Source organism: Sphingobacteriaceae bacterium (genome assembly GCA_016715905.1).
Classification (GTDB): domain Bacteria; phylum Bacteroidota; class Bacteroidia; order B-17B0; family Aurantibacillaceae; genus Aurantibacillus.
In genome coordinates this window covers 211,842-225,310 of sequence record JADJXI010000020.1, presented here as the reverse complement: position 1 = coordinate 225,310, position 13,469 = coordinate 211,842, and the positions used below count along the sequence as shown (strand labels likewise).

At 32.4% G+C, this 13,469-nt stretch carries 13 protein-coding genes; 8 read left to right on the top strand and 5 right to left on the bottom strand.

What is annotated here, in order from left to right; translation table 11 throughout:
• The first annotated feature begins 119 nt into the window (after positions 1 to 119).
• The 5 genes from IPM51_16415 to IPM51_16395 are packed head-to-tail and all read left to right on the top strand — an operon-like array spanning position 120 to position 6,074.
• Positions 120 to 2,744: an AAA family ATPase gene (locus IPM51_16415; protein ID MBK9285880.1), complete on the top strand. Its 2,625-nt coding sequence runs from the start codon at positions 120 to 122 to the stop codon at positions 2,742 to 2,744.
• 33 nt (positions 2,745 to 2,777) lie between these two features.
• Positions 2,778 to 3,863 carry a glycosyltransferase gene (locus IPM51_16410; GenBank protein MBK9285879.1) on the top strand — a complete coding sequence of 362 codons (1,086 nt, stop codon included), beginning with the start codon at positions 2,778 to 2,780 and terminating at the stop codon, positions 3,861 to 3,863.
• Positions 3,856 to 4,632 carry a patatin-like phospholipase family protein gene (locus IPM51_16405; GenBank protein MBK9285878.1) on the top strand — a complete coding sequence of 259 codons (777 nt, stop codon included), beginning with the start codon at positions 3,856 to 3,858 and terminating at the stop codon, positions 4,630 to 4,632. Before IPM51_16410 ends, IPM51_16405 begins: the two co-directional genes overlap by 8 nt.
• Positions 4,633 to 4,634: 2 nt before the next feature.
• The gene (locus IPM51_16400) at positions 4,635 to 5,288 is read left to right on the top strand and encodes a hypothetical protein (protein MBK9285877.1); all 654 of its coding nucleotides are present in this window, start codon (positions 4,635 to 4,637) and stop codon (positions 5,286 to 5,288) included.
• 9 nt (positions 5,289 to 5,297) lie between these two features.
• On the top strand, positions 5,298 to 6,074 hold the full coding sequence (locus IPM51_16395) for a class I SAM-dependent methyltransferase (protein MBK9285876.1): 777 nt from the start codon (positions 5,298 to 5,300) through the stop codon (positions 6,072 to 6,074).
• A gap of 584 nt (positions 6,075 to 6,658) precedes the next feature.
• On the opposite strand, the gene IPM51_16390 is transcribed toward IPM51_16395, so the two are convergent.
• The 5 genes from IPM51_16390 to IPM51_16370 form a co-directional block, all read right to left on the bottom strand.
• Positions 6,659 to 6,829 (bottom strand): hypothetical protein, encoded by a 171-nt coding sequence (locus IPM51_16390; GenBank protein MBK9285875.1) that lies wholly within the window; start codon positions 6,827 to 6,829, stop codon positions 6,659 to 6,661.
• A gap of 237 nt (positions 6,830 to 7,066) precedes the next feature.
• Complete coding sequence (locus tag IPM51_16385; protein MBK9285874.1) at positions 7,067 to 7,276, bottom strand: DUF378 domain-containing protein; 210 nt, start codon at positions 7,274 to 7,276, stop codon at positions 7,067 to 7,069.
• Positions 7,277 to 7,287: 11 nt separating this feature from the next.
• Positions 7,288 to 8,289 carry a hypothetical protein gene (locus IPM51_16380; GenBank protein MBK9285873.1) on the bottom strand — a complete coding sequence of 334 codons (1,002 nt, stop codon included), beginning with the start codon at positions 8,287 to 8,289 and terminating at the stop codon, positions 7,288 to 7,290.
• Positions 8,270 to 9,325, bottom strand: coding sequence for a phosphotransferase (locus IPM51_16375; GenBank protein MBK9285872.1), 1,056 nt, complete (start codon positions 9,323 to 9,325; stop codon positions 8,270 to 8,272). The genes IPM51_16380 and IPM51_16375 overlap by 20 nt, the downstream gene beginning before the upstream one ends.
• A 76-nt stretch (positions 9,326 to 9,401) precedes the next feature.
• A complete protein-coding gene (locus tag IPM51_16370; protein ID MBK9285871.1) occupies positions 9,402 to 9,713 on the bottom strand; it encodes a hypothetical protein in 312 nt (103 codons plus the stop codon).
• A 104-nt stretch (positions 9,714 to 9,817) separates the two neighbouring features.
• On the opposite strand from IPM51_16370, the gene IPM51_16365 reads away from it, so the two are divergent.
• The 3 genes from IPM51_16365 to IPM51_16355 all read left to right on the top strand — a co-directional run bounded on the left by IPM51_16365 (position 9,818) and on the right by IPM51_16355 (position 13,466).
• Positions 9,818 to 11,890, top strand: coding sequence for a tetratricopeptide repeat protein (locus IPM51_16365; protein MBK9285870.1), 2,073 nt, complete (start codon positions 9,818 to 9,820; stop codon positions 11,888 to 11,890).
• 317 nt (positions 11,891 to 12,207) lie between these two features.
• A complete protein-coding gene (locus IPM51_16360; GenBank protein MBK9285869.1) occupies positions 12,208 to 12,930 on the top strand; it encodes a hypothetical protein in 723 nt (240 codons plus the stop codon).
• Between the two features lie 278 nt (positions 12,931 to 13,208).
• Entirely contained in the window at positions 13,209 to 13,466 is a 258-nt protein-coding gene (locus IPM51_16355; protein MBK9285868.1) for a hypothetical protein, read from the top strand.
• Positions 13,467 to 13,469 lie beyond the last annotated feature (3 nt).

Here is a 13,469-nt window from a genome sequence, read left to right as displayed (position 1 = left end):
AATCTGTTCCTGATTTAATTTAAAAGCTAACGGCCTTATATTAAGTTAAAAGCAAAGTTCTTTCAACAACACTTCTTTTTTTCCCTGTAATTTGATATTTTTATGATATTAGTATTGTTATGGAGAAAAGATACAAATTTAAAGGCCTGCTTACTTTTTGCAACAATGAGTGGATGGCCAACAATTTAAAACGCTACCGTGTTTCATTTGATAAAGCTGAAATAGATTATATACGAGTTGAATTATCAATTTACAATAAATTATTTGATGAGGAAGATTGGAAGGCTAAAGTAAATCTGAAATGCACCGATTTAAAAGGTAAAGAAGAAATTTGCAATCGCGAATTAAATATTGAAGTAAAAAAAGAAGAGAATATTTTTTACCTGCGTGATGGTTGGGGCGTGGAAAATAAGGGAGAATTCTGGAAAAAAGGAAGCTATAAGTGGATGGCCTATATAGATGATGTTTTTATTGGCGAGCAAGTTTTTCACGTAAACGAAGTTGGCTTGGTAAGTAATAATTCCAATCCTTATTTTGAAGTAGAACACATTAAGTTGTATGAGAGTAATAAAAACGGATGGCAGGAACGGAATCGTAAATACCTGAAAACCTTCAGCAAAAAAGATACGCGTTATATTTGGACAGAAGTAAAATTTAAAAACATTTCTCAACTCGATTATCATTATGAAATGTTCATCAACTTTTATGATGATGCCGGACAACATAAAGCATCCTTACAGCAAACCGGATTTGTTGATGCCAATAAAAAAGATTTTACCTACACCTTTGAAAAAGCCTGGGGATCGGAAACCGGCGGAATTTGGATTGATGATAAGTATTTAGTAGAAGTTGTTTTTAATGATGTACTCATTGGCGCCACTACTTTTGAATGCGGTGACGCTGTGATTGAAGGAGAAAATCCGTTAATCAAAACCATTGAACAAGCCATAACCGCCGGATCTTCGGGGGTTGCTACAAAAACAGTAGCGGATGAACTGCAAGATAAACAAACCCTGGATGAATTATTGGCTCAATTGGATGCCCTCATTGGATTAGACAGTGTCAAAAAATCTATTCGAGAAAATATTACTTACTTAAACTTTACTAAACTCCGCAAAGAAAAAGGTTTTGAAGATTCTTCTAAATTAAGTTTACACAGCATTTTTACCGGCAATCCGGGTACTGGAAAAACAACCGTGGTAAATATGCTCGGTAAAATTTATCACAAAATGGGCTTGCTTTCGAAGGGTCATGTAGTTGAAGTAGATCGCGCGGCTTTGGTAGGTGAGTATATCGGACAAACAGCACCTAAAACCAAAAAAATGATTGATAGTGCAAGAGGTGGAATATTATTTATTGATGAAGCTTATTCCTTGGCTCGTTCGGATGATGACAGTAAAGATTTTGGCAAAGAAGTAATTGAAATTTTATTGAAAGAAATGAGCGATGGTAAAGGAGATATAGCCATCATAGGAGCCGGATACCCCAAACAAATGCGCAGTTTTATTGAATCTAATCCCGGACTTAAATCCCGCTTCACCCAATATTTCCACTTTGATGATTACCTGCCGGAAGAATTATATGCCATAGCACAATATTCCGCGAATAAAAAACAAGTAAGCTTTTCGCCCGAAGCGGATGAATATTTAAAAGAACAATTAACTGAGGCTTATAGAGTGCGTGATGAAAATTTCGGAAACGCACGTTTTGTAAATGCAGTGGTGGATGAAGCCAAACAAGATATGGGCTTGCGCTTAATGAAACTGAGTAATCTTAATGACTTAAATAATGAGGAATTAAGCACCATCACTCTCGAAGATTTACAATCGGTATTTTTAACTGAACAAAAGAAAAAATTAAAACTCAGTATAAACGATAAACAATTAAATGAAGCCTTAGCCGAATTGAATGAATTAGTGGGCATGGATAAAGTGAAAAAAGATTTGCAGGAACTCGTTAAATTAATTCGTTTTTACAATGAAACCGGTAAAGATGTGGTGAATAAATTTTCTTTGCACTCCGTTTTCACGGGTAATCCGGGTACAGGCAAAACTACAGTTGCGCGAATCATCGCTAAAATTTACAAAGCACTCGGCGTTTTAGAAAGAGGACACGTGGTAGAAGTAGATCGTGAAGGTTTGGTAGCGGGGTATGTAGGACAAACCGCCACAAAAACTGCCGAAAAAATTGAAGAAGCCATGGGCGGAATTTTATTTATTGATGAAGCCTACGCTTTGGCAAATAAAGGAGGTGGAAATGATTTCGGACAAGAAGCCATTCAAGTAATCTTAAAACGCATGGAAGATCAGCGGGGGAAATTTGGGGTTATTGTTGCCGGCTATACCGAAAATATTCATGTGTTTATTGAAAGTAATCCCGGCTTTAAATCACGCTTCGATAAAACTTTTGTTTTTGATGATTATAAACCTGAACAGTTGTGGGAAATTACCCGTAATTTGCTGAAGAAAGAAACTTTAACCCCAACGCCGGAAGCAGAATCGCATTTGAGAAATTATTTAACCGCTTTATATGATAACCGAGATGCCTTTTTTGGTAATGCGCGTTCAGCACGACAAATTGTGGGCGATGTGGTAATGAAACAAAATTTACGTTTGGCCGGAATACCTGCTGCAGAACGTAAGAAAGAAGACTTAGTTATACTTACGCTGGAAGACGTTTCACATTTGCAAATCGAAAATACCGGAAGTAAATCAACGCTGGGATTTAAATTTGGAAGTACTTAATTAATTAAAAAGCTTTCGTAATAGTAAAAATTCATGCCTCAGGTTCTTATTCTTTGCGCTCTCCGCCCAAAGCGCTCTCCATCGCAGCGTTACCGTTTTGAACAATATCTGCCGTTTTTAGAAAGTCAGGGGTTTAATTTTACTTGGTCTTATTTATTAAATGAACAAGATGATTTATTATTTTACAGCGCCGGAAATTCCATTACTAAATCAAAAATAATCTTCAATTCTATATTGCAGCGCAAAAAAGATGTTAATAATTTTCACCGCTACGATATTATTTTTATTCAGCGAGAAGCTAATTTTTTGGGTAACTCCAAATTCGAAAAAAAAGCTTTTGAAAGTGGAGCAAAAGTTATTTTTGATTTTGATGACAGTATTTGGTTAACAGATACTAGTCCCGGAAATAAAAAATGGGCCTGGCTGAAAAAGCCCGAAAAGTTTTTTGATAATATAAAATATGCACATTTGGTAATTGCCGGAAATAAGTATCTGGCTGAAAAAGCAAAATCGCACAATCCAAATACCCGGATCATTCCTACCACTGTAGATTGCCATATTCATAAACCCATGCCTGAATTAAGATATAAAGAAAAAATATGTATTGGCTGGAGCGGGAGTATAAGCACCATTAAACATTTTGAAACTTTAATCCCAATTTTAAAAAAACTGAAACAAGAATTTAATGATCAAATTTATTTTAAAATAATTGCGCAAACTAAATATAGTCATCCCGAACTTGAAATCGAATCGGTTATCTGGAAGGAAGAAAATGAAGTGCAAGAACTGAATGCAATAGATATTGGATTAATGCCCCTACCCGATAATGATTGGGCCAAAGGTAAATGCGGACTCAAAGGATTAACTTATATGGCTTGCGGTGTAGCCACTATCATGAGTAATGTAGGTGTAAACAGCGAAATAATTCAAAATAATGTAAATGGAATTTTGATTGGAGACGAAAAAGATTGGTATAAACAACTTAGCGCTTTAATTCAAAATAAATCGCTGAGGCAAAAGTTGGGCGAAGCCGGCAGACAAACAGTGCTCGAAAAATATTCGGTGCAAGCCAATCAAGAAAAATATTTATCCGCTTTTAAATCTCTTATTCATGGATAATAAAATAGGTATAGCTTTATCCGGTGGCGGTGCAAGAGGCATCATGCATTTAGGTGTTTTAAAAGCCTTGAATGAAAACGGAATTTATCCGGATAAACTTTCCGGGAGCAGTGCCGGGGCTATTGTTTCTGCCTTTTATGCCGCAGATTATCCCATTGCCGATATTTTAAAAATATTTAAAGAAACTAAGGTATTCGGTTTCTCTAACTTCAATTTAAAAAAAGAAGGTTTATTTAATTTAAATATTATAGAACAAACCCTGTTAAAATATTTCCCGCATAACTATATTCAAAATCTGCCTAAAGAAATTTTTATTACCATTACCGATATTCAAAACGGAAAAGCCATGTACTTAAATCAAGGCAAACTTTCTGAAGCTTTAATGGCAACATCGGCCATACCCTTTTTATTCCAACCGGTTAACATTCAAAACACGGTGGGCGTAGATGGTGGTGTTATCAATAATTTACCCATTGAACCTTTACGCGAAAAATGTAATTTGTTGATTGGGTCGTATTGCAATTCATTACATCAATCCACCACAAAATTAAATGCAGCAGAAATTATCGACAGAAGCATTCACCTTTCCATGTTGGAAATTATTGAACAGAAAGCAAAACAATGTGATTTATTTTTACAAGCACCGGATATGACCCGCTATAATATTTTTGATTTAAATAAGGCGGATGAAATTTTTAAGTACGCTTATGACTATTGTAACTCTAAAAAAGAAAATTTAAAATCCCTGCTTAAAAAAATAGAAAAGTAATTATGCGCTTTATTTTAACCGGTTTCCTTTATACCTTAATATTTTTTCTGCAATCGGCGTGTGCGCAAAATCCGGCCCCCCATAATAAACCGACTGTAAACCATTTAGATTCTTGTCCACTTGAAGGAAATGCTAAGTCCAAACATTTACAAGCACTCAATCTTTTAAAAAACCGTACCCAATTTCCGAATGCCGAAAATTTTGATGCAAACATTAGTTTAAAAGCTGTGTTAGCCAAAGGCGAAGATAGTAAACGATGGAGCACTCATTCAGCGGCAAAAATAACAGGCTATGTAAAAGACGTGAAAGTGGGTGGCATAGAAACTTGTAATTGTAAAACCAAAGACAAAAATTTAAGGGATACTCACATTGATTTAGTTTTAAATCCAAACAGCTATGATAAAAAAGAAGTGATGGTTATTGAAGTAACCCCCAGAATCAGAAAAATTATGGCCGCAAAAGGAATTGATTGGAGTACAAAAATGCTGCGCGCAAAATATTTAGGCCGATGGATAGAAGTAGAAGGTTGGATGTTGTTTGACGAAGAACATGATAACATGGCGGAAAATACAAAACCGGGTAATCCAAAAAACTGGCGAGGAACAGCCTGGGAAATTCATCCCATTACTTCTATAAAAATAGCCGATAAACATTAATTTTAAAGCATGAATGATTTAGAAAAATATTTTCGAAACAACAATAAAAGATTATTACGCAAGTGGAAACATTATTTTGATGTTTATGAAAGGCATTTTGCAAAATACCGGAATAAAGAAGTGGTGATTTTAGAAATTGGTGTTTTTCAAGGTGGTAGTTTACAAATGTGGAAAAATTACTTTGGTCCCAAGGCCAAAATTTACGGAATAGATATTGAACCTAAATGCAAAACTTTAGAAGAAGAAAATATTCAAATTTTTATTGGTTCACAAAGCGACCGTGAATTTTTAAGAAAGGTGAAAGCTCAAATTCCGGATGTAGATATTTTGATTGACGACGGTGGCCATACCATGAAACAGCAAATTGTAAGTTTTGAAGAATTGTTTGATAAGGTTAAGGAAGATGGAGTTTATTTGTGTGAAGATTTGCATACTTCCTATTGGCCCGGTTATGGCGGGGGACACAAACGAAACGGAAGTTTTATTGAATACAGTAAAAATTTTATAGATTATATCAATGCCTGGCACAGCCAACAAAGTTCTTTAAAAGTAAATGCCTTTACAAAAAGCGCTAACTCTCTGCATTATTACGACAGCATGTTGGTTATTGAAAAATACAAACGCGAAGCGCCTGTAGAAGAAGCAACCGGTGTACAATCCTTTGAAGAAACTCCATTTCCTGAAAGTAGTGGAATGAAAATATTAAAAAAAGTTTTGCGTCCACCTTTAAAGGTGATTAATGCTATTTTAGCCTTTTTTAAGTTAGGCGGCATTTACCGGAATTAAATTAATTGTCAAACCTACCGGCAGGATGAGCCCTACGCCGCGGTGGAGAACTGTGATTCCCAAAACAAAAATATTTTTTTAACCACATAGTTTCATAGTTTTTATTCGAGTTGAATAGTAAGATTAGATTCACATAGGAAAATTATTAAAATAATTTTTATTTATACGGATTTTACTTTCGGAAATTAAATAGTTTCACTTTAAACCATAAAAGAAATAAAAGAGCATAAAAGAGTTTTTGGTTGGAGAGTTGTTTGTTTTTGGTTTTTACCTATGTCACACCAGCCTGCCGGTAGGCAAGCTGAGCCATTGCACAGAGCGATCCGCCGCGGCGGAGAAGCCCGGCTCCAAGCACCCTCCAAAATATTTCCCACATAGTACCCGTTATAACAAGTAAAATAGTTACCCGCCTTAACAAATAAGGCAGGCGTGTACCCCAAAAAAACATCGAAAAATTATTTGGCTATTTTTATACGGCTATAGTTTTACATTAAAAAATTACTTAATTTAGAATAATATCCTTAATTAAACATTTGTAATTAATTATACGCATTTGCAAATGGCTTATTGCGGGTATAGGGAAGTTACCAGTAAGGCGTAAAACCGTTTTCCATAGACAACTTTTCTGCTGATAAATAAGTTTTCATTTCCAATAAACTACTCAATTGACTTTTTTTACCAACACTACAGGCGACCGCTTCGAAGTTTAAATTTTTACCTACCGCACTTTTAAAAAAGGAAAAAAGAAATTCCATCGCACAATTTTTTGTCACGGTTTTTGTCCTCCGCTTCGTTTAGCACATTTGCTGTTTATTTTTTATTATGCGTAGAAAAATTACGCATAATAAAAAATTGGCGAAGCCACCAACAGCAAAAGAGCTAAACCCCTCCCGCAAAACAAAAACACGTGCCAAAAAATTCCACCTATCCACAGGTACTTCGTGGACAAATTACTATACTTATTTAAAAGTGTAATTAGTTAACAACATAATTCACTTTTTTTCTTTCCAATTTAGTTTTAAACCAAAAATTAATGTAACAATAGCAGATAATCCAATCAATATTCTTAGAAAATCTCCTCCTATTGTTCTATCAATTCCTGTAATTATTAAAAAAAAATCTGTCCCCGAAAGACCATAAATTGCTGAATTTATTGCTCCAATTACGGTTAACAATAACGCTATTCTAAAAATTGTTTTCATATTTTTTGTTTTTAATTGTTTTGTAAGTTCAATAGTTTCTTCATTCTACTTTGTGGGTTTAAAAATATATTATTAAAATCCAATTGATAATATTTAAACTGTTCATCAAATTTATGCCAAGGTATTTTTCCATTTTTTTTTATATCATCTAATGAATTAAATGTAATTTCAGAAAGAATCCTACATCTATTTAGTCCATAACTCTCATTCTCCTTTTTCATAGTTGGTTCTTCAGCAAAACCAACTCCATTTGAAACAAAGTGATGGAACATTGAAACTTCTTTATTAAAATATAATTCATTGTTAGATAGTAGTGATATTATCTTTCTAATAATTTCAAAATCTTCAAGTGAAAAATATAATACAGCACTATCAATTCTATATTCATTCCGGATATTTTTGAATACTTTAAAATCAAAAATAATATTATTGTTATATAGGTTACTAAGTATTTCTTCGGTAAAATCAACGACATAATTATAATTAGCATTGAAATAAAACCTTCCTATTCCTCTTGTTTTATCAATTTCACCTATTTCACTTTTAAACACATAAAATCCATTGGAAATATTAGGAAAATGGCATGAAAACAAAATTGAAATTATGTCATTGACATGAATTTTAGTGATTTTTAAGTCTTTTGGGAAATGTAAATGTGTATTTACCGTTAATGTTATTCCATTTTTTTCTACTCTTAAAATATCTTTTGACACAATACTAACAACTCGCCATCCACTACTAATAATCTTTTTATTCGGAAAAATTTTGATTAATCTATTTATAAACTCCTTATCTGTTTCAATGCTAATTTCTTGAAAATCATCCGCTTTATTTAATGTCTGCGATTTTGAATAATATTTTTTATAGTAATAGTGTGTTAACTTAATTATAGCCCTTTTAGAGTCATTAATATCAGATAATTCAGCAATAATTTCATTACTAGAATTAAGTAGTCCTTTGGTATTATCGAAAACAAAACCACTTTCTATTTCTTTAAAAATATTTTTTTTCATATCCTATCATTATCGGCTTCATAAACAATTTTGTGTAAATCTCGTGAGGTGTTACAAGCATTTTTCTTGCTACTTCTAACAACATTATATCCTGCTTAGAATACTCATATTTAAACATTGACTTACTATAGAAAATATTAAGTAAGGCAATAGAACAGAATTTCGTTAACTTAATAAAATCTAATTTTGTAGCCTCAATTGAAAATAAATATCCCTTAATAAAGTTAAAAATATGTTCCTGTGCTTCTATCATTTTATTATCGTTTTCTTCACTACAAGAATCTGAAAATTTCATATTCTCAATCCACCATAATAGATAATTACTAACAGCATAGCCAATATCTAAATACTTATCTCCTATAGAAATTAACTCCCAATCAAAAACTTTTACCTTTTGGTTTTCGCTCAAATTATTAAAAACGATATTATCTTTTTTTAAATCACCATGAATAAGATTTTCCCACAAAAATTCATTCGATAGTTTTTTAATACCTTCATTCAAATCAGGATACTTCTGCATCAACTCAATACATTTTCCAAATAATGGTCCTCCAGCATTATACGCTTCTGGGGTTACATAATCAAATACTCTAAAATAACCCTCTGTCCTTGTTTTTTTGAATGAATCTAAACAAGATTCTATCGAAATAGTATGCAATTTTCCAATTTGTACACCAAATTCATATGAAGAATTATAATCATTACTCTCAATGATTGTATTAAAGTTTTTATATTTATCTAGATATTCTAAAACAATTATTTGATTTTCTATATCTATATTTAAGGGTTGTGGGGCTAATTGCTGAATTTTTAAAACCTCTTTTTGTTTTAGAGTATCATAAAATTGCAATTCGGATAATATTGTGGCATCAACAAAAGTGTCGTTATTATTGCCACTTTGCTTAACAATAACATTTCCTTTGTGCGTTTTAACTTTTGCACAAAAATTTCTTAAATTCCTAATGAAAATTATTTTGCAATCTTTATAACCTTCATTTTCAAGATATTCAACAATATTAGAAGAATTTAATAACATTTGAAGAAATATTACAGTTATAAAATGCCAAAGGGGAAAACATTAGTTTTCCCCTTTGGAAAAATAGTTTACCAATTTATTCACAATTTCTTGCTGCTGCCGAACAAGTAATAATTGGATGACTTGCTATTGTTGTGGTAATTGTTATCGTTGTAATTGTAGGGGTAATTACTAACGAAGCTTCAACCTCTTCTTCTAGCTTGTTTAATTCTTTAATAAAAGCTGGGTGGTCTTTAAAAACAGTACATCTGTGTTCCATAGCGTAATTGTACACATTAAACACAGCATTAAGAACACCTGCTTCATCTTTACTTAATTCTTCTTTTGCGAATTTTTGTAATTTTTTCATCATTGTTTCTGGAACCGAAACGTCAATTGAATTTGCCATAATAGTATTTTTTAAGGTTAACTAATTAGTTTTCATCGACAAATATAGCTATTTTTGCCATTAAAATCCATTTTTCTAGTTATTTATTTTAGTTTCTAGCTAACATGAAGAGTTTTCTATTTATTATATTTTTATCTTACTTTACAACAACAGCTATTTCTCAAGAGAAAATAGACCGTATTAATATTGACTCCTTAAAAGAATTACTAATAAACTCTATATCAGACACTAATAAAGTAAAAGTATTACAGTCGCTAGGAAACGCAAGTATGGTAGATTCTATAGAAAATGCGATGATATATTATAAACAAGCATTATTGCTAAGTGAAGAAATAGCTTACAAAAATGGAATAGCTAAATCTTCTTTCGAATTAGGAAGAATCCATTATGTACAAGGAGATTTTTTATTATCCCAGAAAAAATTTTCAAGAGCGTTATCTTTATTTAAAGACACTAAAGACTCTTTACGAATAGCAAAAACTCTTAATAACCTAGGAATGATAGCCAAAGAGAGGGCGGATTATACTATAGCTTTAGATTATTACCTAAAGGCACTAAATATTGCTGAATCACTAAATGATAAATCTATTACTACTGAAATATGGAATAATATCGGTCTAATCTTTTTTTGGCAAAATAATTATGAAAAAGCAGAATATTATTTTCAAAAGTGCATTGAGATGAATACCTCTTTAAATAATTATAAACGATTAATAATTAATTTTAATAATCTAGCTCTTGTTTTAACTGAAAAAGGTGATATTGATAAGGCGTTAATATACCATAAAGAAACTCTATCTCTTGAAAAAAAATCGGATAACATAAAAGGCATCATTAGTAGCATTGGTAATATAGGTAATATTTACTATGAAAAAAAAGACTATGATACTTCTCTTGTTTTATTTAAAGAGGCTTTAACTTTTGCTCATCAATTGAAAGATGAATACCTATTAGGTCAGTTGTATAGTAATATTGGTAGAACATACTTTGATTTAAACGATTTGAATAATGCTATTTTATTTAGTGATAGTGCTTTCATTATTGCTAACAAAATTGATGCGAAAGATTTATTTCTTACGTCAGCACTTACTTTGTCTGATGTTTATTTAAAAAAACAGAATTACAAACAAGCTCTTCACTTCCATATACTCTATTCGAATTATAAAGATTCATTAATTACCCAAGAAAGCACAAAAGCAGTTGCTGAAATGGAAACAAGATACGAAACCGAAAAAAAAGAAAAAGAAATAGAACTTTTAAATAAAGAAAAAGAAAAGCAAGCTGCGATAAGCTCCGAGCAAAACAAAAGAAAAAATATGATTATTTATACAGTTGTTTTTGGTTTTTTCTTAGTAGTATTATTCTCGGGGTTTTTGTACAATCGTTTTCGTATAACGAAAAAACAAAAAATAATTATTGCAGAGAAAAATAAAGAAATAACCGACAGTATAATCTACGCCAAACGATTGCAAACAGCTATACTTCCACCTAATAGTTATTGGAAAAAATATTTGCCTCAAAGTTTTATTTTATACCAACCAAAAGACATTGTTTCAGGCGACTTTTACTGGCTCGAAAATGTGAGTGACCTTGTTTTGTTCGCAGCAGCAGACTGTACAGGACACGGAGTTTCTGGAGCAATGGTAAGTGTAGTTTGCAGTAATGCACTTAACCGAACAGTAAAAGAATTTGACATAACTGAACCTGCAAAAATATTAGACAAAACCAGAGAATTAGTATTGGAAACTTTTGAAAAAAGCAACGAAGAAGTAAAAGACGGCATGGATATTTCCATATGTTGTTTAAATACAAAAAACAATGAATTGCTTTGGTCCGGAGCAAATAATCCATTATGGTACATTAGAGAAAATAACTTGTTTGAAATAAAAGGTGACAAACAACCCATTGGGCAAAACGATAATCCGAAACCTTTTACAACACACAACATTGACTTACAAAAAGGCGATACTGTTTATATCTTCACAGACGGTTATGCTGACCAATTTGGTGGAGAAAAAGGCAAAAAATTTATGTATAGACCATTAAAAGAATTATTGCTTTCTATACAAAATAAATCCATTGCCGAGCAACAAGAAGAATTACATCAAAAGTTTATTAATTGGAAAAAAAATACAGAGCAGACAGATGATGTTTTGGTTATTGGATTTAAAATTTGAGTTTTAACCTCCCACAATGTCAAGCACATCCCGAAGAAAAATCGGGATAAGCTTACCATTTTTCCGACACACCTATTCAAATACGAAAAATTAAAAATAAAAATTTCCCTCTCTAAAAATTTAAACTTCCGACCACGACCCTACCCGACCTCAATAGTTGAACGAACGCCCATACTGGTAACATGGGCTAAAATCAAGTGGGCGTTTGTAGGTTATTAAACTTTAGTGCTTTTTATTTACTTTTGTGGTGGTTGACAATAAAGTAGTTCTAATTGCCCACCAGCTTTTAGCCCAAGCCCGTTAGCAGCTATTTTAAAATGACACAATCCGACAAAATAATCACAACAGTTAGACAATATTGTTTGAATTTATTTCAAAGCGGACTGAGTACTCAACAAAGTATTGCGAACGGACTTTTAAATGGAGTCGAATATATAGTTGGTAAGCAATTTGACAATCTAAACGACCTGAAAGATGAGTTAAAACAACTTGCACAAGACAACCTGAAAATTAAGACAAGTGGTTATTCAAAAGCTGGACATTTAAAACAAATTGAACTTGAAAGACAAAAGTATGTTGACTTCGTTGATAATTTAGATATCCAAAATCTAAATACTATTCAAGCGCTTCCATACAGACGAAGATTATCTGAAATTGAAGCAAAGACAGTTCGACAGAACCTTGAACTATTTTGGAAATTTGACGGTGGTTATTGGGAACCTTTGACAGTTTGTAGTCCTAAACCATTTTATTTTTATAACACCGACAAATTAGACAAATTGGATTATGAAAATTTAATCAAAATTATTTCCAAAATTACTAACGACAGAATATATGAAATAACGGAAGAGAGGTTAGACTATGAAATTGATATTTCTGAATTTGACAAAGACAACTTTGAAACAATTTATACAGACAAAAAGAATCAATGGATAATCTATCTCTCACACGAAGGAACAATAGCATTTGGTGGACAGCAACTCATGGACGAATTTGACAAATTAACGACCGACAAAACTGAATTGAAAAATAAATGGTAGCAGGTAAAACAGCTGCTAACATTGGCTAAAAGCAATGCGGGGTTTCTGCAAGTTGCAAAAGCGATTTTTCAGCGGTTGCTGCGCGGGATTTTTTGCATTTGCGATTCAGTTCAGTGCTTTTAATTTATATTTGTGCGTTAGACAGTTTTGTGCAAGTAAAACCCGCACAGCTTCTAGCCAAAACCCGTTAGCGGTCATTGTAGATCGACGACTTAATAAATATGCTAATGTTTCTTTAAAATTGTATCTTCGATTAATCAATTTGACCTCATTAAATTATGGACCACGTAAGTTTTTTTCCATTTCATAATAGACACATACGATTTCTGTACGACGGTCAGGAAATGCAAGGTGTTGTTGTCGACTCAATTCCATATAATGAGAAAGCCTTTAGCACACAATATGTTTACATTGCTACAAGAAACATGAGAGCATGGAAAGACGCTGAGAAAATACAAGACAACAGAGCAATGCGAGCATTGGAAAAGAAAATAGACCTTCTGAAAATAACGAATCCTTCCTTAATAAATCATTAAATT

Bases quoted from the DNA above. Each gene is read 5' to 3' on its own strand.
- IPM51_16415 (MBK9285880.1), top strand. From the start codon at position 120: ATGGAGAAAAGATACAAATTTAAAGGCCTGCTTACTTTTTGCAACAAT.
- IPM51_16410 (MBK9285879.1), top strand. From the start codon at position 2,778: ATGCCTCAGGTTCTTATTCTTTGCGCTCTCCGCCCAAAGCGCTCTCCA.
- IPM51_16405 (MBK9285878.1), top strand. From the start codon at position 3,856: ATGGATAATAAAATAGGTATAGCTTTATCCGGTGGCGGTGCAAGAGGC.
- IPM51_16400 (MBK9285877.1), top strand. From the start codon at position 4,635: ATGCGCTTTATTTTAACCGGTTTCCTTTATACCTTAATATTTTTTCTG.
- IPM51_16395 (MBK9285876.1), top strand. From the start codon at position 5,298: ATGAATGATTTAGAAAAATATTTTCGAAACAACAATAAAAGATTATTA.
- IPM51_16390 (MBK9285875.1), bottom strand. From the start codon at position 6,829: ATGGAATTTCTTTTTTCCTTTTTTAAAAGTGCGGTAGGTAAAAATTTA.
- IPM51_16385 (MBK9285874.1), bottom strand. From the start codon at position 7,276: ATGAAAACAATTTTTAGAATAGCGTTATTGTTAACCGTAATTGGAGCA.
- IPM51_16380 (MBK9285873.1), bottom strand. From the start codon at position 8,289: ATGAAAAAAAATATTTTTAAAGAAATAGAAAGTGGTTTTGTTTTCGAT.
- IPM51_16375 (MBK9285872.1), bottom strand. From the start codon at position 9,325: ATGTTATTAAATTCTTCTAATATTGTTGAATATCTTGAAAATGAAGGT.
- IPM51_16370 (MBK9285871.1), bottom strand. From the start codon at position 9,713: ATGGCAAATTCAATTGACGTTTCGGTTCCAGAAACAATGATGAAAAAA.
- IPM51_16365 (MBK9285870.1), top strand. From the start codon at position 9,818: ATGAAGAGTTTTCTATTTATTATATTTTTATCTTACTTTACAACAACA.
- IPM51_16360 (MBK9285869.1), top strand. From the start codon at position 12,208: ATGACACAATCCGACAAAATAATCACAACAGTTAGACAATATTGTTTG.
- IPM51_16355 (MBK9285868.1), top strand. From the start codon at position 13,209: ATGGACCACGTAAGTTTTTTTCCATTTCATAATAGACACATACGATTT.